Origin of the sequence: Singulisphaera chitinilytica (genome assembly GCF_049331405.1) — a bacterium.
In the GTDB taxonomy this organism is placed as follows: Bacteria; Planctomycetota; Planctomycetia; order Isosphaerales; family Isosphaeraceae; genus PoT.
In genome coordinates this window covers 2975264-2994180 of the sequence record NZ_CP186274.1, presented here as the reverse complement: position 1 = coordinate 2994180, position 18917 = coordinate 2975264, and the positions used below count along the sequence as shown (strand labels likewise).

The 18917-nt window shown below is 65.3% G+C and carries 18 protein-coding genes and 1 tRNA gene; 11 read left to right on the top strand and 8 right to left on the bottom strand.

The window, feature by feature from the left end; translation table 11 throughout:
• Positions 1-4: 4 nt before the first annotated feature.
• The 4 genes from ACOYYX_RS12215 to greA all read left to right on the top strand — a co-directional run bounded on the left by ACOYYX_RS12215 (position 5) and on the right by greA (position 4914).
• A complete protein-coding gene (locus tag ACOYYX_RS12215) occupies positions 5-1765 on the top strand; it encodes an efflux RND transporter periplasmic adaptor subunit (RefSeq protein WP_422930179.1) in 1761 nt (586 codons plus the stop codon).
• The gene (locus ACOYYX_RS12210; RefSeq protein ID WP_422930178.1) at positions 1765-2583 is read left to right on the top strand and encodes an ABC transporter ATP-binding protein; all 819 of its coding nucleotides are present in this window, start codon (positions 1765-1767) and stop codon (positions 2581-2583) included. Before ACOYYX_RS12215 ends, ACOYYX_RS12210 begins: the two co-directional genes overlap by 1 nt.
• 191 nt (positions 2584-2774) lie before the next feature.
• Entirely contained in the window at positions 2775-4052 is a 1278-nt protein-coding gene (locus tag ACOYYX_RS12205; RefSeq protein WP_422930177.1) for an ABC transporter permease, read from the top strand.
• Positions 4053-4434: 382 nt separating this feature from the next.
• Entirely contained in the window at positions 4435-4914 is a 480-nt protein-coding gene (gene greA, locus ACOYYX_RS12200) for a transcription elongation factor GreA (RefSeq protein WP_422930176.1), read from the top strand.
• 44 nt (positions 4915-4958) lie between these two features.
• Here greA and ACOYYX_RS12195 read toward each other — a convergent pair whose 3' ends face one another.
• The 4 genes from ACOYYX_RS12195 to ACOYYX_RS12180 all read right to left on the bottom strand — a co-directional run bounded on the left by ACOYYX_RS12195 (position 4959) and on the right by ACOYYX_RS12180 (position 8800).
• Positions 4959-5660, bottom strand: a complete 702-nt coding sequence (locus tag ACOYYX_RS12195; protein ID WP_422930175.1) for an RluA family pseudouridine synthase — start codon at positions 5658-5660, stop codon at positions 4959-4961.
• 112 nt (positions 5661-5772) lie between these two features.
• On the bottom strand, positions 5773-6204 hold the full coding sequence (locus ACOYYX_RS12190) for a hypothetical protein (protein ID WP_422930174.1): 432 nt from the start codon (positions 6202-6204) through the stop codon (positions 5773-5775).
• Positions 6205-6527: 323 nt separating this feature from the next.
• Entirely contained in the window at positions 6528-7142 is a 615-nt protein-coding gene (locus tag ACOYYX_RS12185; protein WP_422930173.1) for a superoxide dismutase, read from the bottom strand.
• Between the two features lie 104 nt (positions 7143-7246).
• On the bottom strand, positions 7247-8800 hold the full coding sequence (locus tag ACOYYX_RS12180; RefSeq protein ID WP_422930172.1) for a matrixin family metalloprotease: 1554 nt from the start codon (positions 8798-8800) through the stop codon (positions 7247-7249).
• A gap of 701 nt (positions 8801-9501) precedes the next feature.
• Between ACOYYX_RS12180 and ACOYYX_RS12175 the strand changes: the two genes are divergently transcribed.
• A complete protein-coding gene (locus tag ACOYYX_RS12175; protein WP_422930171.1) occupies positions 9502-11538 on the top strand; it encodes an HlyD family secretion protein in 2037 nt (678 codons plus the stop codon).
• 170 nt (positions 11539-11708) lie between these two features.
• Here the strand turns inward: ACOYYX_RS12175 and ACOYYX_RS12170 are convergent, their stop codons facing one another.
• On the bottom strand, positions 11709-12296 hold the full coding sequence (locus tag ACOYYX_RS12170) for a glutathione peroxidase (RefSeq protein WP_422930170.1): 588 nt from the start codon (positions 12294-12296) through the stop codon (positions 11709-11711).
• 181 nt (positions 12297-12477) lie between these two features.
• Between ACOYYX_RS12170 and ACOYYX_RS12165 the strand changes: the two genes are divergently transcribed.
• Complete coding sequence (locus ACOYYX_RS12165) at positions 12478-14025, top strand: thiamine phosphate synthase (RefSeq protein ID WP_422930169.1); 1548 nt, start codon at positions 12478-12480, stop codon at positions 14023-14025.
• A 68-nt stretch (positions 14026-14093) separates the two neighbouring features.
• Positions 14094-14762 (top strand): MBL fold metallo-hydrolase, encoded by a 669-nt coding sequence (locus tag ACOYYX_RS12160; RefSeq protein WP_422930168.1) that lies wholly within the window; start codon positions 14094-14096, stop codon positions 14760-14762.
• Here the strand turns inward: ACOYYX_RS12160 and ACOYYX_RS12155 are convergent.
• Positions 14751-15332 (bottom strand): TlpA family protein disulfide reductase, encoded by a 582-nt coding sequence (locus ACOYYX_RS12155; protein ID WP_422930167.1) that lies wholly within the window; start codon positions 15330-15332, stop codon positions 14751-14753. The two genes, ACOYYX_RS12160 and ACOYYX_RS12155, sit on opposite strands and share 12 nt — an antisense overlap.
• Positions 15333-15734: 402 nt before the next feature.
• Here ACOYYX_RS12155 and ACOYYX_RS12150 point away from each other — a divergent pair.
• From ACOYYX_RS12150 to ACOYYX_RS12140, 3 genes are all read left to right on the top strand, one after another.
• A tRNA-Gln gene (locus ACOYYX_RS12150) sits at positions 15735-15805 on the top strand.
• 89 nt (positions 15806-15894) lie between these two features.
• Complete coding sequence (locus ACOYYX_RS12145) at positions 15895-16971, top strand: tyrosine-type recombinase/integrase (RefSeq protein WP_422930166.1); 1077 nt, start codon at positions 15895-15897, stop codon at positions 16969-16971.
• Positions 16972-17038: 67 nt separating this feature from the next.
• Positions 17039-17272, top strand: coding sequence for a hypothetical protein (locus ACOYYX_RS12140; protein WP_422930165.1), 234 nt, complete (start codon positions 17039-17041; stop codon positions 17270-17272).
• On the opposite strand, the gene ACOYYX_RS12135 is transcribed toward ACOYYX_RS12140, so the two are convergent.
• Entirely contained in the window at positions 17259-17432 is a 174-nt protein-coding gene (locus ACOYYX_RS12135) for a hypothetical protein (protein WP_422930164.1), read from the bottom strand. The two genes, ACOYYX_RS12140 and ACOYYX_RS12135, sit on opposite strands and share 14 nt — an antisense overlap.
• Before the next feature lie 85 nt (positions 17433-17517).
• Between ACOYYX_RS12135 and ACOYYX_RS12130 the strand changes: the two genes are divergently transcribed.
• The gene (locus tag ACOYYX_RS12130; protein WP_422930163.1) at positions 17518-17859 is read left to right on the top strand and encodes a hypothetical protein; all 342 of its coding nucleotides are present in this window, start codon (positions 17518-17520) and stop codon (positions 17857-17859) included.
• Here the strand turns inward: ACOYYX_RS12130 and ACOYYX_RS12125 are convergent.
• A complete protein-coding gene (locus ACOYYX_RS12125; RefSeq protein WP_422930053.1) occupies positions 17819-18847 on the bottom strand; it encodes an IS701 family transposase in 1029 nt (342 codons plus the stop codon). The genes ACOYYX_RS12130 and ACOYYX_RS12125 overlap by 41 nt on opposite strands.
• Between the last annotated feature and the right edge of the window lie 70 nt (positions 18848-18917).

The following is an 18917-nucleotide window of genomic DNA, read 5'->3' as shown; positions in this document are numbered from 1 at the left end:
GGTCATGCTGGTCGTGCTGGTCGCGATCGGGGTCGCCGGGGTAGGAGCTTTCCTCGGCGTCCCGAGCGTGAACAAGTCGATCACCAAGCTCTTCGCCTCGGCGAAGACCGAGGTCATCGCCTACGAAGTGCGACCGGCCAGCCTTCCGGTCACGGTCGTCGAGCGTGGCAGCCTCGAGAGCGCCCAGAATAAGGACGTCTACTGCCAGGTCGAAGGTTCGACGACGATCATCATGATCGTGCCGGAAGGCAAGGCAGTGAAGAAGGGCGAGCTCGTCTGCGAGCTCGACTCGGCCACCCTGAAGGACTCGCTGACCAACCAGGTCATCGCGACCGAAGGGGCCAAGGCCGCCTACCTCAACGCCAAGCTGACCCGCGAAGTCGCGGAGATCGCGGTCAAGGAATACGTCGAAGGCGTCTTCCTCCAGGAGCAGCAGACGGTCAAGGGTGAGATCACCCTGGCCGACGCCGAGCGGAAGCGGGCCGAGGATCGCCTCGAGTGGTCGAACCGCATGCTCGCCAAGGGGTATGTCTCGATCGCCCAGAACCTCGCCGATAAGGTCTCGCTCCAGCAGAAGAACTTCTCGCTCGAACAGTCCCAGACCAAGCACCGGGTGCTCATCGACTTCACCAAGGAGAAGACGGTCAAGGAGTTGAAGAGCGACGTGGAGAAGGCCCGCTCCGACGAACTCGCCAAGGAGCAGACCTGGGACCTTGAGAAGAAGAAGCAGGCCAAGCTGGAAGTCCAGATCAAGAACTGCATGCTGTACGCCCCGGACGACGGCCTGGTCGTCTACGCCAACGACCCGAACCGGTTCGGCGGCAGCTCCCAGCCCCAGATCGAGGAAGGCGCCGCGGTCCGCGAGCGCCAGAAGATCTTCAGCTTGCCCGACATCAGCCAGATGCGGGTGAACGTCAAGGTCCACGAGTCGATGATCGACCGCCTGTCGGCCGGCCTGCGGGCCAGGGTCCGGGTCGACGCCTTCGCCGATCAGGTGCTCACCGGCACCGTCCGAGACGTCGCCCCCCTGCCCGACCCCTCGAGCTTCTTCAGCTCGGACATCAAGGTCTATACGACCCACGTCACCATCGACAAGGGGATCAGCGGGCTCCGTCCCGGCATGACCGCCCAGGTCGAGATCCTCGTGGCCGAGCTCGACAACGTGCTGAGCGTCCCCGTCCAGGCCGTGCTCCAATATAAAGGTAAGGATCACATCGCCGTCCGCGCCGGCGACTCGTATGCCTTCCGCGACGTGGTCCTCGGCACGACCAACGATCGTCACATCGAGGTCCGTGAGGGCCTCAAGACCGGCGACCTCGTCGCCCTGAACCCGACCTCGCTCATGAGCGAGGACGAGAAGCGCGAGGCCTTCGGCTCGGGCAAGGACAGCGCGAAGAAGGAATGGGGCTCGGCCCCCAAGGGCAAGTCCGACATCCCGGGCGTCCCCGGCGGCCCGCCGGCCGCTAGCGCCGCCGGCAAGGGTGGCGGGCCCGAAGGCAAAGGTAAGGGGAAAGCGAGCGGAAAAGGACAGCGTGGCGGCGGGGCAATGGGTAAAATGGACCCGGAGCAACGTGCTAAATTCCAAGCCGCTAGCCCCGACGAACAGAGGAAGATGCTCATTGATCGCGGCGTCCCCGAAGGCAACGTCGACATGATTATGGAGAAGATGAAGGGTGGCGGCGGTGGTCGCGGCCCCGGTGGTCCTGGCGGCGGTGAAGGCGGCGGTGGCTTCGGTGGCGGCGGCAGGGGAGGTCCCCAACAGTGATGGGTCAGGGTTCCGGTAAAGTCATCGTCCGGCTCGTCGACGTCCGCAAGACGTACGTCATGGGCCATCACTCGAGCGGCGGCGGCCTCTTCGGCCGCCGCAAGGGCCCCGATCAGACCGTGACCGTTCACGCTCTGAAAGGGGTCTCGGTCGATTTCTACCAGGGCGAATATATCGCCATCATGGGCGCGTCCGGGTCGGGAAAGAGCACCATGCTCAACCTGCTCGGATGCCTCGACCGCCCCAGCAGCGGCCAGTACATCCTTGGTGACAAGGACGTGGCCCAGCTCAACGACGACGAGCTCTCCGAGGTCCGCAGCCGCTACATCGGTTTCATCTTCCAGTCCTATAACCTCATCCAGCAGTACACCGTCACCGAGAACATCCAGCTCCCCCTGACCTATCAAGGGGACGGCGAGATCAGCGAGGCGGTGCAGCAGCGGACGGTCGAGCTGGCCAAGATGGTCGGCCTTGGCGAACGCCTCGACCACCGCCCCACGCAGCTCTCGGGCGGACAGCAGCAGCGTGTGGCCATCGCCCGCTCCCTGATCAACGACCCGTACATCATCCTGGCCGACGAGGCGACGGGTAACCTCGACACCAAGACCAGCCATGAAATCATGGACATGCTCGGGCGGCTCAACGACGCCGGCAAGACCATCATCATGGTGACCCACGAAGACGACATCGCCGAGTGCGCCAAGCGCATCATCCGCATGCGAGACGGACAGATCATCGACGACGGGCCGAGCCCGAGGATGCTCGCCGCCCAGGCCCAGGCGGCCGCCAACGGGCACAACGGCCTCGTCACCACGTAAGTCGACGCCCGTCATCGGTCGTCGACCCGGGCGATCCTCCTGATCGGGGCGAAGGCGTCCGGCCCCTGAGAGCCGGAGCCGTCGCCAGCCGCCTCGCATCGAGTTGCACCGGCTCGAAACATATCCGCAATCATCAACGGCCTTCGGCCTCTCCTCCAACCTTAACTCTCCCAATTTATACCGAGACGACCATGCAACGCATCTTGCGCGGATTCAAACTCGGGCTGAAGAGCTTACTCCTGCACAAGCTCCGCTCCGGCCTCACCGTGCTGGGTATCGTGTTCGGGGTCGCGGCGGTGATCGCCATGCTCGCCATCGGCGAGGGCTCGAGCCGGGAGGCTCAGAAGCGTTTCGAACAGCTCGGTGCGACGAACATCATCGTCCGCTCGATCAAGCCGAGCGACGAGGCCCAGGCCGCCGGCGGGCGACCGGCCCGCATCCTCAACTATGGCCTGAAGTATGAGGACTTCGACCGCGTGATGGCGACCGTGCCGACGATCAAGAAGGCGCTCCCGATTCGGGAGATCCGCAAGCAGGTCCGCCACCTCAATCGCTTCATCGACGGCCGCGTCGTGGGCACGACGCACGACTACCTGGACTTCAACCACCTCGAGGTCGAGAAGGGGCGGTTCCTCAGCGAGCTCGACAACGAGAAGTATCAGAACTACGCCGTGCTCGCGTACGAAACCGCCAAGACCCTCTTCCCCTTCGAGGATCCCCTCCAGCAGACCGTCAAGCTCGGCTCCGACTACTATACCGTGATCGGCGTGACCCGCGAGCGGGCGAGCACGGCCGGCATCGGCGGCAGCCTCGCCGCGCAAGAGTTCAACAAGGACGTTTATATTCCGATTAATACTTGCAAGCTGCGTTTCGGCGAGCGGATCATGAACAGCCGCGCCGGCTCGATGGAAGCCGAGGAGACGCAGCTCTCGCAGTTCACGCTCCAGGTGGCCAGCCTGGCCGACGTGGGCCCGACGCATCCGATCGTCGAGGCGGCGGTGAAGCCCTTCCACCTCAAGAAGGACGTCGACATCATCGTCCCGCTCGACCTGCTGAACGAGGCCAAGCGGACGGCCCGCCAGTTCAGCATCATCCTCGGCACGATCGCGTCGATCTCGCTGCTCGTCGGCGGCATCGGCATCATGAACATCATGCTGGCGACGGTGACGGAGCGGACCCGCGAGATCGGCATCCGACGCGCCCTGGGGGCCAAGCGGAAGGACATCACCCAGCAGTTCTTGATCGAGACCGTGGTGCTCTCCGGCGTGGGCGGCCTCCTCGGCGTCACCCTGGGAATCTCCATTCCTCAGATCATTGTCTACTTCATCCCCGAGCAGAAGGCCGTCGTCACCCTCTTCTCGGTGCTCCTGGCCTTCAGTATTTCCGTGGGAATCGGGATCTTGTTCGGCCTCTACCCGGCCCAGCGAGCCGCCTTGATGGATCCGATCGACGCCCTTCGGCACGAATGATCCCCGAGCCTCGAGCCGGGAATGCGCGAACGCGTTCCCGGCCGATTCGGGAGGGGGCCGCCCTTGGTGCGGCCCCCCTCCATTGGTTCTGAAGGAGGCCTCAACGGGCCATCCCCCACGATCCAGCAACATTTTTACGCATGCACCACGCACGCATGCACCGTGTTGGTATTGCGTCGCATGAATGTGAAGACTAGGCTAAAACACGTTGCTGAGACCGCGGTACCCGGATTCACCCCGGAGCCGCGGTGTTTGCTTCTGTAGGCAGCTTCCCAGGGACCTCATCTCGCATCACTCTTCGAGACGGTCGACGAAGTCCCAATGCGGCGTCCTTATTTAATGAAACGCCGACGCGATAGTACGACTTTGGGAGCAGACAGGCATGTCCACTGACCGGATCCCCATGTCGAAGGAAGGCTATGACAAGCTCAAGGCCCAACTCGACCAGATGAAAAACGAGGACATGCCCCGGATCGCCGAGCAGATTGCCCAGGCCCGGGGTTACGGAGACCTCTCCGAGAACGCCGAGTTCGACGCGGCAGTCGAAGCCCAGGGCATGCTCCAGGCCAGGATCAACGAGCTCCAGGATAAGCTCGCCCGCGCCATGATCATCGACAAGTCGACGCTTCCTACCGACCGCGTCGTCTTCGGCTCGCGCGTCCGGGTCCTGGACCTCGACATCAACGACGAAGAAGACTTCATCCTCGTCGGCCCCGGCGAAGAGGACTACGACCAGAACAAGATCCTCACCACGAGCCCGATCGGGCAGGGTTTGGTCGGCAAGAAGTTGGGCGAGGAAGTGGAAGTCCCCATCCCCCGTGGGACCCTCCGGCTCAAGATCGTCGGGATCAGCATCGATTGAGGGTCTTGAGCCGAATATCCAGGGAGGGATCGCCTCGTCGCACTTCAAGAAGGGGTCTCGGTTAAGACGACTCCTTGATCAGCCCAGGCGCCCGGGAGAGGCGCGACCAACCTCAACTCCTGCTGCGAAATGGGATGGCGGAGCCGCAAGGTTCTGGCATGCAGCGCGATCCCTCCGGGAAACGCGTGCGTTGAGCCGTAGCCGAGGTCTCCCCGGATCGGGAACCCGTGTGCGGCGCACTGGGCGCGAATCTGATGCGTTCGACCTGTCTCCGGCCAGAGCCTGAGCCAGGTCGTCCCTTCCGGGGTGCGCCCCGACCGTCCTCGCTCGAAGGCGGTCACCGCCTGTTTGGACCTTGGCGTCTCCGCCTCGACCACGCGTGCGACCCCTCCGGCATCCGGAGGCAAGAGCCAGTCCCGCCAGGTCCCGCGCCCACCCAGGCCCCCGGCATCCCCTTCCACGACGGCCCAGTATTCCTTCGACGCCTCGCGTGCGGCGAACTGAGAGGCGATCCTGCGAGCGGCCTTGGGCGTCTTCGCCCAGACGACCACGCCGGAGACGGGACGATCGAGGCGATGGATCGTCCCGAGGTAGGCGGATTCGGGCGCATCCGGGCTGAGATGCCGACGCACCATCGCTTCCAGGGTGGGCCCTTGCCCGGGCGTCCCCTGGATCAAGAGCCCCGCGGGCTTGACGACCGCCAGGACGTGGGGATCCTCGAACAGGATCAGGAGTTCGTCCGACATCGGTCTCGACCCTAGGATCGGTTCGGGGTCACCCCTCGAGACCGAATGACCCCGAGGCGAGCGGGCCGGCCGCCGTCGCAGGCACGCGCCTCGGTTTGACCATCATACTCGGTCAGGGCGTGTAGTTGCCCAGGGGGGACTGGGCCGGATCGGGCCGGTCGTCCGAAGGGGGCTCGGCGGGAGGCGTCGGGCCATCGGCCCCGCCCGCAAACGACGGCCTGGCGGACGGCGGATTGGCCAGGTTCGGCGAGGCCACCTGTCCCGGGCCCGAAGGCGCGGCTCCCAGCGGCGAGGTCCCCGGCGGCCCGTAGGCGCCATCGGTCGGGATGCCGTAACGTCCCGAGTCGCCCGGCGTGGGAGTTCCGAACTTACCGCTCGTGTTCGGGATCACGCCCGGAGTCAGCCCTGCGGCATTGTTCGGCAGGGGACGGGGATCGGAGCTGAACCCGATCGGCGGGGCCTGGCGGCCGTCGCCCGAGTAGGGACGCCCCGGCGGCACTTCGGAACGCGTGCTGCGGCAACCCGTCCCCATACTCAACAACACCGCCGAAAGTCCGCATGCAGTCAAAGCGCGTTTGAGCCGATCCATCGGCAAGGTCTCCTCGTTCGTCGGGGGGAACATGACGCAACCACCGTTTGGGCCCGGCGAGCGGCCTCCGCAATGCGACCCTTTGGGCGGGCGCCGGAGGAATTCCGCAGGTAACGAGGTGCCTAGCAAAGAAAGGAACCGGACGCTTTCGGGAGATCCTTCCCCCGAGGCGCCCGGATCATAACCGAATCGAAGACCCGGTCAACCCGGATCGAAGGCCCCGCGTTTATCGGGTCAAGCGATCCAGAGACACCGGATTATAGCTGGGACAGACCTGTTCACTTCTTGGCGGCGAACCGGCCGCCGACTTCTTCCCAGTTCAGGAGGTTCCACCAGGCGCCGATGTAGTCGGGGCGGCGGTTCTGGTAGTCGAGGTAGTAGGCGTGCTCCCAGACGTCGAGGCCGAGCAGCGGCGTCTGGCCTTCCATGAGGGGGCTGTCCTGGTTGGGGGTCGAGGTGACGGCGAGCTTGCCGTCCTTGCCCACGACGAGCCAGGCCCAGCCGGAGCCGAAGCGGGTCGTGGCGGCCTTGGTGAAGGCTTCCTTGAACGCCGAGAACCCGCCGAGATCCTTGGTGATCGCCTCGGCCAGGGCACCCGTCGGCTCGCTCGGCCCGCCCGGCTTGAGGATCTCCCAGAAGAGGGTGTGGTTGGCGTGGCCGCCGCCGTTGTTGCGGACGGGCGTCCGGATCGCTTCCGGAAGGGCGTCGAGGTTGGAGATCAAGTCCTCGATCGACTTGCCCTGGTGGTCGGGGTGATCCTTCAGGGCGTTGTTCAGGTTCGTGACGTAGGCCTGGTGGTGCTTGTCGTGGTGGAACTGCATCGTCTTGGCGCTGATGTGCGGCTCCAAGGCGGCGTAGTCATACGGCAAAGGAGGGAGGGTGTATTCGGCCATGGCAGTCGCTCCTTGGTTGTGGACCACCGGGGCGGGAGTCTCTCCACGCCCCGGGCTTCGCTTTTCATCAGGTCCGCTCAGGCTACCACAGCCAAGGAGAGCCTTCAATGAGACCGGAGGGCCATCAGCCGCTGGCGGGCGGTGAGCCGGCCGCCGCCGAGGCCACCGCGGGCCTGGGTCTGCGGGGCGACGTTCAGCGTGTAGTTCGCGACAGCCTGGCCGGTGGAACTGATGGAGACATAAAGCGGCGTCCTCGCCCGGGCCGCGGAGAACGATACCGCACCGAAGCCGGCCGCGAGTTGACGCCCGGCCGCGTTCAAAATCCGGATCTGCGTGCCGGTCGCGGTGACCTTGTACAGGCCCGCCCGCATCGGCTGGATCAAGTAGTTGTCGACGTCATTCGCCGTGTTGAGCGTCAGGTTGCTGAGCGTCACGCTCGAGGCGACGGAGCCGATCCGGGTCGCCGTCGCGATCGTGTCGTTCGACTCGTACCGATCCGCGGGGATGTTGACGACGACCGGCTGAGTGGCGGGCGGCGTGGGGCCGAAGTTCAGGCTGCCCCTATTCGGAGTCGTGGTGGGCGTCGGAGTTGGCGTCGGGGTCGGCGTCGGGGTCGGCGTGGGAGTGGGCGTCGGGGTCGGCGTCGGCGTGGGGGTGGGCGTCGGGGCGGTGATCCCGCCGAAGTTCAGTTGGAGGTTGTAGCCGCCGACCGAGAACACATCGCTGGTCGCCCCGGTGACGGCGACGTAGTACACCTGGCCGGGCACGACCTGCCCCGTCTGCGTGCTGACCGTGTTGCTCCAGGAGGAGGGGCTCGCCTGGCTGCCGAGCGCGTTCATCGAGGCATCGTACAGGGTGATCTTCGGGCTCAGCATGCTGACGTTCGTGGCGATCGCCGAGACGGTCAAGCCCGCCCCGCTGCCTGCCGGGGCCACGACCTTGAAGTATTCCGTGTCGCCGATGGTGTCCAGCGAGACGTTCGAGATCAGGGCGTTCCCATAGCTCAGGCCGCCGCTCACGTCGATCGCATTGGAGAAGTTGGTCCCCTGCCCGCTTGCCTGGTAGGCGTCGGCGGTCCTGGCGCCGTAGATGGCCTGGATCCCGGCGATGTCGCCGGCGCTCAGGCCCGTCCGCACGCCGCCATAGGTCCCGGACATGACCTCCGCGTTGCTGCTGGCATGTTCGAGGCCCAAGGAGTGGCCGGTCTCGTGGAGCATGACGCTATACAGGTCATACCCCGCGCTCCCGATGGAGTAGTTCAACGCCATGTTGATCTCCACATCCCCGGCCTGGGTGCCGCCTTGGGGCGGCGGGAAGAAGGTCTGGGCCAGGGTCGTCGGGGCGTCGCCGAAGACGAAGCCGCCGAAGCGGATGTCCCCGAACTTCGAATCTCCCTGGTCCTTGCCCGACGCGTTCAGGTCGGCCCGAGAATCGGCCACCTGGGTGATGTTGATATTCGCGACCGACTCCCACGTCGCCAGGGCCCTGGCGATTTCACGCTGCCAGACCCCGTTCCCAAACTTGGCATTGAAGGTCGAGTTCAGGATATTGGTCCCATGACCCCAGTAAACACCATCGGGAGCAATGCTGTAGGTGATGGGCGTGGTATTCGACCAGTGATAGCCACTCAACACGTAGTCGCCGCTCGTGCCCGACATGACCATCCGCGATTCGAGCGATTCCAAGCGGGGCCGCCACTGAGGTTTCCTTCCCGGGCGAGTCGACTTCCCTCGGAGTGCGGACACCAGAGCGCCAAAATTCATGCCAAACCTCACCCTGGAGGCTCCACCTAATTAAGCAGGCACGGCGCGCACGCCGATCCCGCTCTCCCATGGAGGAGCCCCGTGCTGTGTACTCTTGGTTGTAAGTTGAGTTGAGATTCGCGTGAGTCACCGCGAACGGCGCACACTCGGCGCGGAATTGGCCGGGAGAGGGAATAGGCCTCGAGGCTCATTCCCCAACCTTATCAGCCAAAGCAACATACGTAGGCTCATCCGAATCGAGTCCGGGGAAGCCTACTCGGAATCCATCTCTCGCAATGTGCCGGCTACAACCAGCACAACACGACTCAACCGCATTCTCGTCGCAAAACTAAAAGTCTATAGCTTCATAGCTCGCACTATAACGATTGACCAGGATTTTTCTGCCCATTTCCCCCAATTTTGGCGAGAGTCTAAATTTTCCATTCATCCAACTAGCCAAAAAATCCCCAAAAGCACCCAAGCTAACTTGCATTGACCTTCAACCGAAAACGGTTCATAATCAGGAGTTCGGAGCCGAGCGTGATTGCGGTACGACCCTGAGTCTTCTTTACTTTAGAGGATCCCCCTCCGCTCCAACCGTTGGGGGGAGTATCGCCATGTCCTTATCCTTCGAATCCCAACCGCACGATGCCGAGGCGGAATTGATCCACGGCGAGGAACCGGGGGCGCTCGTCATCCCGGAGACCAAGCATCGGCGGAAGTGGCCGGTCTGGCTGGGCCTGGCCGTCGCCCTCGGCCTGGGCTACTGGGGTTGGGCCACGTCGTTCCGCATCTCCAGGCTTTGGGCGCAGCCCGCTGCGAAGATCCGCACGGTCGAGGTCGACCAGGGCAACCTCGCGCTCGTGATCACGGAGAATGGGACGCTCGAGAGCTCGGATAACCTGCCGGTCCGTTGCGAGGTCGAGTCGTTGCTCGGCATTAACGCGACGGGCGCGGCCAATGCGCAAGGCGGCCGAGCCGCGGGTACCGGCGGTCAGGGTGGCCAGGGCGGTCAGGGTGGCCAGGGAGGAGGACAGGGCGGCGGTGCTGCCGCGGCGACTCCCGCCCCGGCGGCCACGAAGAAGGCGTCCGGAGGAGCCGCCGCGAAGAAGTCGGCCGGGGGTGCCAAGGCGAAGGCCACAGGCGCCGGCGTGGCCTCTGCCGACCCCGCCGCGGCCCAGGGCGCGGCCGGGGGAGCCTCGGCCGAGGGAGCGACGAACACATTGAAGCGGCCCAGCGTCAACAGCTTCAGCTATATTGTCGAGCCCCACATCCCCCTCCGAGGTACGGCGACGAAAGCATCGTCCAACAGCACCCAGGCGAAGGCCGCCAGCCAGCAACAGCAGCAGGGCGGCGGTGGCGGTCGAGGTGGCCGAGGCGGGGGCGGCGGTGGTGGCGGGGGCGGTAATAACAATGGCCAGACCCAGCAGGCCGGCTCCACCCGCATCCTCTGGATCCTGCCCGAGGGTTCCGAGGTCAAATCCGGGGACGTCGTCTGCGAGCTCGACGCCTCGGCCTTCAAGGATGAGCTCCAGGCGCAAGAGATCCGCTTCCTCCAGGCCAAGGCCTGGGTGGATCAGGCCAAGTCGATCCTCGAAGTGAACGAGATCTCCCTGCGGGAGTACGAGCAAGGGATCTACCCGCAGGACATCCAGCTCATTCGCCAGTACATCAATGCCTGCGAGACTGAATACAATCGGGCCGCAAACGCGTTGAAATGGTCGCAAGAGACCGCCAAGAAGGGGTTCCGCTCGACGGCCCAGGTGAAGGCCGATGAACTGGCCGAGCAGCAGGCCGATATCGCCCTGCGCGAGGCCCGCGGCATGCTCAACCGCCTCGAGAACTTCACGGGCAAGCGGATCGAGAAGGCCCGCAAGGCGAAGATCGAGGCCATTCGCGCCGACCAGCTCTCGCTCGAGGCCCAGTTCGTCCTGGAAGACGAGCGGCTCCGTCGGCTCAAGAAGATGGTCGAGAAGTGCGTCCTGCGGGCGCCCCGCGACGGCATCGTCGTCTACTTCAACCAGGCGAATGGCTGGGGCCAGGTGGAGAACCAGATCCAGGAAGGGGTCACCGTCCGCCAGGGCCAGCCGATCTTCTCGGTGCCCAACCCGAAGCAGATGCAGGTCAAGGCTAAGGTGAACGAGTCGAAGGTCGCCCAACTCAGCACGGGGCAGTCGGCGACCATCCGGGTCGATGCCTTCCCCGACCAGATCATGCATGGCAGGGTCACGCAGATCACCGCCATCCCGGCGCCGGCGAACGGTCCGGTCTCCGATGTCCGGATCTATTACGCGATGGTTCAGATCGAGTCGGGGATCTTCGAGAAGCTCCGCCCAGGCCTGAGCGCCGAGGTGAACTTCGAGGTCGATTACCCGGCCTCGGTGACGCGGATCCCGCTCGATGCGATCCGTTGGGTCGACCGCAAGCCGTACGCCGCCCTGGAACTCGCCAACCCGACCGAGGAAGGCCCGTCCTGGCAGTGGAAGTCCCTCGAGCTGGGCAGGAGCGACTCCCTCTTCGCCGAGGTGGTCGCGGGGGTGAAGGCCGGCGATCGCGTCATCGCGACCCCGGACGAACTCTCGCCTCCGAAAGTCGATCGGCCGATCCAGACCGCCAACCCCGGACAGGGTCGCAACAGCCGCGCCCGGGGCTGAGCCACGATCAGCCGATCGGCTGGAGGAGTCAAGGCCCCTCCCCTGATGGAAACAGAGACGCCCCGATCCGAGCCAATGCTCGGATCGGGGCGTCTTGCTATTTCGATCGAAGTCTTCGAGGCCGGCCGTCAACTCGTTGGCCGGCCCGGATCAAAAGGGGCGAGGGCCTGTTACTTGGCCTCGGCGAGGGCCTTCTCGATTTCCTTGGTGATCGCTTCCGAGTCGGGCTTCTCCTTGGGCTCGAAGCGGGCGATCACTTCACCCTTGCGGTTGACCAGGAACTTGGCGAAGTTCCAGCCGATAGGGCCGGCGAACTTCGGGTTGGTTTCCTTGCTGGTCAGGAACTGGTAGAGCGGGTGGATCCCTTCGTTCTTCACCTTGATCTTGGAGAAGAGCGGGAAGGTCACGTTGTACTTTGAGGAGCAGAAGGTCTTGATCTGGTCGTCGCTACCCGGCTCCTGGTTGCCGAACTCGTTGGCGGGGAAGGCGAGGATTTCGAAGCCCTGGGCCTTATACTTCTCGTAGATGTCTTCGAGAGCGTCATACTGCGGGGTGAGGCCGCACTGGCTCGCGGTGTTGACGATGAGCAGGACCTCACCCTTGTACTTCGCCAGGTCCACGGTCTTGCCGTCGATGTCCTTCATCTGGAACGAGAGGACCGATTCCGGCTTCTTGGCGGGTTCTTCGGCGGGGGCAACCGTCGCGACGGAGATCAGCGAGACGGTCACCAGCAGCAGAGGGATGATGCGGTCGAGCACGTCGGATTCCTGTTTGAAGAAGGTGGGTGGCGGGCGCGGTAGTCGAGCGGTTCGGGGCCCTGCTTTGGGCCACGCAAGTCGTATGACGTTGGTTGAACATCGAGCCACGACGCTTTTATCATGGCAGGGCCCCTAGGGGAAATCAAGGCAACGGGCCCTCCGCGGAACATCGAGAAAAGGCATGCTTGAATCCTTCACCGAAGGGGCCTTCCGGGCCCTGGAACGGGCCCAGATCCGGGCGAGGCAACGCGGGGCCGCCAGCGTCGAGCCGACTGACCTCCTCGCCGCCCTCGTCGACGAGTCCGAGAGCCGCGCCGCGGAGCTGCTCGCCGAGCACGGCCTGGACGCCGAGCTACTGCTCGCCGCCCTCGGCCTGGAGGCCGAGTTCCTTGACGACTCGGAGCCGAGCCCAAGCTTCCCTCCCCTGCCCCAGTCGCAGGCCTTCCGCGCCGCCCTGAACGACGCCACCGTGCAGGCCAAGACGCTCGACCGCGGCCGACCCGTCGGCACCGAGCACCTCCTCGCCGGCCTGCTGGCCGCCCCCGGCCCGGCCGCCGACATCCTCGCGGAAGCCGGCCTGGTGGTCGAGGAGCTCGTCCAGAAGCTCGCACCCGAGACGAGCTCCGACGTCGACCCGCTCCCCCTCCCGGTCGAGATGGCCCCGCTGGAGCTCGTCGACCCGAGCCAGGCCGTCGACCTCGGCCGGATCCTCGACGCCTCCGCGAACCGGGCCCGCGAGGGCCTGCGGGTCGTCGAGGACTACGTCCGCTTCGTGCTCGGCGATCCCGGCCTCACCAAGCGGCTCAAGGAGGTCCGGCACCGGCTCGCGGAGGCCATCAAGGGGTTCGACCCCGACGTCCTGATCGGCTCCAGGGACACGCGCGGCGACGTCGGCACCCACATCATGACCGCCTCGGAGCAGAGCCGTGAGAACGCGAGGGCCGTCCTCACCGCCAACTTCAAGCGAGCCGGCGAGGCGCTCCGGACCCTCGAGGAATACGGCAAGCTCGTCGACGTCTGGCTCGCAGGACGGTTCGAAGTCCTCCGCTACGACGTCTACACTCTCGAAAAACTCACGATGACGGCCGTGTCGGCCTACCGCGCCCTCGGCGATGCCAAGCTCTACCTCCTCGTCGGCGGCCTCCCGACCCTCGGCGACCTGACCTGGGTCGTGGGCGAGGCCCTCGCCGGCGGCGTCGACGTCATCCAGCTCCGCGAGAAGGGCCTGACGGATCGCGAGTGGCTGACCCGCGCCCGCGAGGTCCGCATCCTCACCGCGCAGGCCAAGGCCCGCTTCATCGTCAACGACCGCCCCGACCTCGCGCGCCTCGCCGGGGCCGACGGCGTGCACCTCGGCCAGGACGACGTCACCTTCCGCGACGCCCGGCGCATCGTTGGTCCGACCGCGCTCATCGGCATCTCGACGCACGACCGCGAACAGCTCGACCGCGCGATCCTAGAAGGGGCGGGTTACATCGGCGTCGGCCCCGTCTTCTCGAGCACGACGAAGGACTTCTCCGACCTCGCGGGCCTCGCCTACGTCCGCACGGCCGCGGAGACCACGAACCTCCCCTGGTTCGCGATCGGCGGCATCACCGAGGAGAACGTCGACCGCGTCCTCGAGGCCGGCGCAACCCGGATCGCCGTGAGTTCGGCCATCGTCCGCGCCGAGAGTCCCAAGGCCGCCGCCGCCGCCCTCCGCGCCAGGCTCGACGCCCTCGACTCCTGATACGCGCCCCATCCAGGTCTCCCGCTCAGGGGCCCCAGGAATCCATCCACGACGACGCGACATCGCACATGAAACGCCTGGCCGATAGCCTCTACCTGCTCGGCGGCATCCCCCCTTACGCGATCAACGTCTACCTCGCGGGAGACGTCCTGATCGACGCCGGGGCGAAGTTCGCGACGCGTCGGATCCTCCGTCAGCTCCGAGGCCAGACCGTCCGGGCCCACGCATTGACCCACGCCCACCCCGACCACCAGGGGGCTTCTCACGACGTCTGCCGGGCGCTCGACATCCCACTCTGGTGCGGCGAGGCCGACGCCGATGCCGTCGAGGACACGGACCTCATCATCGAGCGTTTGCCCCAGAACTGGGTGAACCGCAACATCGGCCGCTATTTCATGGGCCCCGCCCATCCCGTCTCTCGGCGCCTCCGCGAGGGGGACGAGGTCGGCGGCTTCACCGTCATCGAGACCCCCGGCCACAGCGCCGGCCACGTCGCCTACTGGCGAGCCTCGGACCGCACGCTCATCATGGGCGACGTCCTCTGTAACATGAACATCTGGACCGGCGTCCCCGGCCTTCATGAACCACAGTTGATGTACACGATCGACCCGAGGCGCAACCGCGAATCCGCCCGCCAGCTCGCCAGGCTCGAGCCCGCCCTGATATGCTTCGGCCACGGGCCTCCGCTTCGAGACACGGCCAAATTCCTGAGATATGTCGCGGCCTTACCGGACTGACCTTCGATCTTTCCCCCCCATCGAGGCGAAGCGCGAGGCCCCCGGCGGCTCCATCTCATCCAACCAGCGTTCCGCCTGGTCCTCGAGTCGTTTCAACGTCTCGGGCCTGCTCCCATGCGCAACAGCCCCGACCTTCCCCTCGCGATCGACGAGGACGTGTAACGGCAACGAACTCCCCTCTGCCCCGAACCGTTTCCGGGTCTCCTCGCTCGCCAGATAGGTCGGCAACCCGACCTTCGCCTCGGCCACGGCCTTCCGAAATGCCGCTGCATTCCGTTCGTCGACTGCGGCCACCACGACCGTGAACTTCTTGCGCGACTTCATCCCGTCCGTCGCCTTCTCGAGCGCCAGCAGATCCTCGCCCTTGGCCTGATCCCAAAAGCTGACCCAGACCACCTTCCCCTTGAGCCCCACCAGGACGAGAGGTTCCAGCGTCTCCAGGTCCCTCAACCTCAAAGGCGGCATCGACTCCCCGAGCCCCAGCGACTCATTGGGCTTCTCCGGCCCATACCGCATATAGATCGTCGTGGCCAGTGCCACGCTCGTGACCAGCGCCATGACGGCACTCACCCAATCGATCCTCTTTCCCGGTGAGTCCCCTTCCACAAACCCCCTCTTTCCTTCGCCGAAACGGCCAATCTCTCTCATCCCGGCCAATACTTCGCCTTCTCCCCCATGACCTGCATGATTCTAAGCCCAAGCCGATCCTCCAGGGAACCCTCAGTCCGATCCCCTCTGAGTAACCATCTGGCCAACGGCCTAATTCACGGCCTTGGAACTTCCTGGCGTAGATCTTCAGTCAGTCTCAAATTTGCCCAGAAGGCTCTTTCCAAGTTTTCTTAGAAGCCCAAACGTTCGATGAGGCAAAGAGTTAAGATTGACCCCTAGCGTTTCAGCATTGCTCTTGCCAGAAATGAGCCGAGACTCTAGGATAAGCACGTCGAGGGCAAACACCCTCAACTCTACCAATTTTGGGGATTGGTGTAACGGTAGCACGAGTGACTCTGGATCACTTAGTCTAGGTTCGAATCCTAGATCCCCAGCTCAAGGACACGCAAGGACTTATCGGCAGACGACTCCTCCCGAAATCACCCCGCCGTGCACGCTACGTGCACGGCATCGGAGGATGCCGATGAAAGCCCCCAAGCCGTGGTACCGCTCGCAGACCAAGGCCTGGTACATCCAGGTCGATGGGGTCCAGCGCCCCCTGGGAAAGCACCCCGCTAAGGAGCCGCCCCCCAGGAAGGAGGGCGGCGACTGGAAGCCCCCCAGGGACATCGTCGCGGCCTGGCACCGGCTCATGGCCGGCGAGGGCCTGGCCGCCCCCGCCCGAAACCTCTTGCTGGGCGGCCCGATCGAGCACTTCCTCGTCGACGCGGCCAACGCCGTCGCCCCCGAGACGGCCGCCTGGTATCGCCGCTTCCTCGCCGACTTCGAGGCCCGGTTCCCCAAATTACCGCCGGCGGAGATCGCCCCCCGCCACGTCCGGGCCTGGGTCGCCGCCGAGCGCAAGAAACGCTGGGGGCAATCCAGCCAGCGGTCCGCCATCACCATCCTCAAGCGGCTGCTCAACTGGGCGGCCGAGAACCGCCTCATCCCCGCCAATCCGATCGAGGATTACGAGAAGCCGGCGGCGACCGTGCGGGACCGGGTGCTCTCGGCCGACGAGCGGGGCCGGATCCTCGCCTGGTATCTCGAGGGGGACCCGTTCCGGGACTTCCTGGTGGCGATGATGGAGTCGGGCATCCGCCCGGGCGAGGCGATCAAGGTCACGGCCGCCGACGTCGACTTCGCCCAGGGGGTCTGGGTGATCGCGGGCAAGACGACCGCCAGGACCGGCAAGGATCGCGTGGTCTACATGAACCCGACCCTGCTGGAGCTGACGAGGCGGCTGGCCGCCCGGCACCCCGACGGCCCGATCTTCCGCAACGCGGACGGCAACCCCTGGACGCTCCAGGCGATCAACTGCCGGTTCCGCCGCAAGAAGGTCCGCAAGTCGGACAGGCTCGACGACGACGTGACCGCCTACGTCTACCGCCACTCGTTCGCGACCGACGCGCTCGAGAACGGCGTGCCCGACGCCACCGTCGCCGAGCTGATGGGCCACTCGGGGACCGCCGTGCTCCACAAGCACTACTCCAAGCTCAGGGAGAAGCGGGAGCACCTCCGCAGGGCGGCCGAGCAGGCGACGAAGGGCCGGGGCGATTGAACGGATGCGCAGGAAGGTGGCGAGGGTCATCCCGTCGCCGGTGCGGATATCAGGAGGAGGCATGCCGATGGCCGACGACGCGACCGCCACGCTGACAGGATCCGCCGCCGCCCTGCTCCGCCGCCGCCTGGCCGGGGAGTGGGTGGCGGTGACTGAGGAGAACCTCCCGCTCTACCGCGAGCTGATGGCGGCGGGGCTCGTCTACCCGGTCAGCACCTTCCTCCATGGCGCGGAGGGCAGCTATCGGCCCACCGAGGCCGCCTGCGCCCTGAAGGTCGGCGGGGGCCTCAGCGCCCCCTGAACCCGGCCTCCATCCCCCGCAGGAGTACGCGGGCCGCGTGCGTGACGGGGAGAGTCGTCTCCGGGGCGGCGGCCGGCGCCGCCTCGTGGTCGCCGCCGCAGGCCTCGCCGTGGGGCCGCAAGTCCCCGACCGCGACCGATGGCCGTCGCGATGGGGCCACTCCTGACCGTCTCGCGAATTTCGTGGTAAAAAGAGGTGTCGAATGCAGGCCGCCGATGAGGATTGGATGTCGCGAGTCGAGCGCAATGGTGAATTGGAATTACGTCTTCGACCATCTCGAATCGATGGCCTTCTGGACCACCGCCTTCGTCGCTTGCACCGGCGTGCTTGCCCTCGGCACCGTCTCGTTGCTGTGGCGGCACGTTGCGGCCTGGTATCGCGAGTTCATGGCGAAGATCGTGGGCAGCTTCTTCCGCCTCGTCGCGGCGGCCGCCGCGGTGGCGAGCCGAGCGGCCGGGGTCGATGCGAAGTTGCCTATCCGGGATCAACCCTGGGTGACTACGACGATCATCGCCGGATTGGGTTATTTCCTTAGGAGTTACGCGGTCATGGAAGTTTGTACAAGGGTTGAGCGATATAAGCCCTGACGGCTCCCCGGATGATTTGTGCCTTGGCCTCGTACCAACTCACCCCGGTGGCATAGAAATGACGCTCCAGCCGCAGGAAGGCCCGGATCGCCATCCCGATGTGGTTGCGCTGCGCCCGACCTACCCGGGCCTGGCATCGCTCGACCCCGCAGCACTGCTCCAGGCCCCGGTGATAGTTCTCAATCGCCCACGTCCGCTCGGCCAGCACCAACCGCGTCAGCTCGTCCATCGCCAGGTCGTCGGTCGCCCAGTGCTCAGTGTCTCCGTCTCGGGAGACGATCCTGAAGACACGAATCAGGCCGTAACCTTCCAGATGGACGATCGTGCCGGCGGCCTCGATCGCCGTCTCGTCGACGGCCTTGTTGCCCTGCCGGTTGAGGTTAACCCGGCGATTGATCTTCAGCCGCGTCAGCCAATGCCAGTTCAAGCCGCGGATCAGCTTCAGATTCTCCAGGGCACTGTACCAGCCGTCGAAGGCGACACAGTCGGGGGCGAGACCCCGCGACTTAGCCGCCCGGAGCATGTTGCGGAAATGGTCGTTCTTGGTCAGCCCGTCGTGCTCGTGGTCGTAAATCCGGTAGTCGCAGGGGATATGGCGGTCGCCGTCGGTCCACAGCAGGGTGGTGAGGTTGATGCCGCGGACGACGGCGTGGTGCTTCCCGGACCAGTGTCGGCTGACCAGGTCGATCTTATGGGCGTAGGGCTTATCGAGGGTGGAATCGTCGAGGACGAGGAGGCCTCCCTTGAGGGAGACCAGGGGGCGAGCCTCGGCCCACAAGGTCTCGGGATCGGGCTCGAGGCGGCGGAGGAGCCGGGTGAAGGCATCGTGTGCGGGGGCGTCCTGCGACTCGGGTTGCACCTTGGCGGCCTCCGTGCAGGAGAAGGACTTGGGGCTGGCGATGAGGAAGTCGATGTAGTTCGTATCCTGACATTTAACATCGTTTTTCATAAATCCCATCATACCAGCCGAGGCCGCCCGACCCTCCATGGACGCAAGGCCACTACTGCGTAACTCCTATTCCTGTGGGAAATCGCGGGGATCGTCGGAGACCATAAAT

Excerpts from the sequence above, each read along its gene's own strand:
- ACOYYX_RS12130 (WP_422930163.1), top strand. The coding sequence starts at position 17,518 with ATGGTGAATTGGAATTACGTCTTCGACCATCTCGAATCGATGGCCTTC.
- ACOYYX_RS12185 (WP_422930173.1), bottom strand. The coding sequence starts at position 7,142 with ATGGCCGAATACACCCTCCCTCCTTTGCCGTATGACTACGCCGCCTTG.
- ACOYYX_RS12145 (WP_422930166.1), top strand. The coding sequence starts at position 15,895 with ATGAAAGCCCCCAAGCCGTGGTACCGCTCGCAGACCAAGGCCTGGTAC.
- ACOYYX_RS12205 (WP_422930177.1), top strand. The coding sequence starts at position 2,775 with ATGCAACGCATCTTGCGCGGATTCAAACTCGGGCTGAAGAGCTTACTC.
- ACOYYX_RS12210 (WP_422930178.1), top strand. The coding sequence starts at position 1,765 with ATGGGTCAGGGTTCCGGTAAAGTCATCGTCCGGCTCGTCGACGTCCGC.
- ACOYYX_RS12140 (WP_422930165.1), top strand. The coding sequence starts at position 17,039 with ATGGCCGACGACGCGACCGCCACGCTGACAGGATCCGCCGCCGCCCTG.
- ACOYYX_RS12180 (WP_422930172.1), bottom strand. The coding sequence starts at position 8,800 with ATGTCGGGCACGAGCGGCGACTACGTGTTGAGTGGCTATCACTGGTCG.
- ACOYYX_RS12195 (WP_422930175.1), bottom strand. The coding sequence starts at position 5,660 with ATGTCGGACGAACTCCTGATCCTGTTCGAGGATCCCCACGTCCTGGCG.
- ACOYYX_RS12160 (WP_422930168.1), top strand. The coding sequence starts at position 14,094 with ATGAAACGCCTGGCCGATAGCCTCTACCTGCTCGGCGGCATCCCCCCT.
- greA (WP_422930176.1), top strand. The coding sequence starts at position 4,435 with ATGTCCACTGACCGGATCCCCATGTCGAAGGAAGGCTATGACAAGCTC.
- ACOYYX_RS12175 (WP_422930171.1), top strand. The coding sequence starts at position 9,502 with ATGTCCTTATCCTTCGAATCCCAACCGCACGATGCCGAGGCGGAATTG.
- ACOYYX_RS12215 (WP_422930179.1), top strand. The coding sequence starts at position 5 with ATGCTGGTCGTGCTGGTCGCGATCGGGGTCGCCGGGGTAGGAGCTTTC.
- ACOYYX_RS12165 (WP_422930169.1), top strand. The coding sequence starts at position 12,478 with ATGCTTGAATCCTTCACCGAAGGGGCCTTCCGGGCCCTGGAACGGGCC.
- ACOYYX_RS12125 (WP_422930053.1), bottom strand. The coding sequence starts at position 18,847 with ATGGAGGGTCGGGCGGCCTCGGCTGGTATGATGGGATTTATGAAAAAC.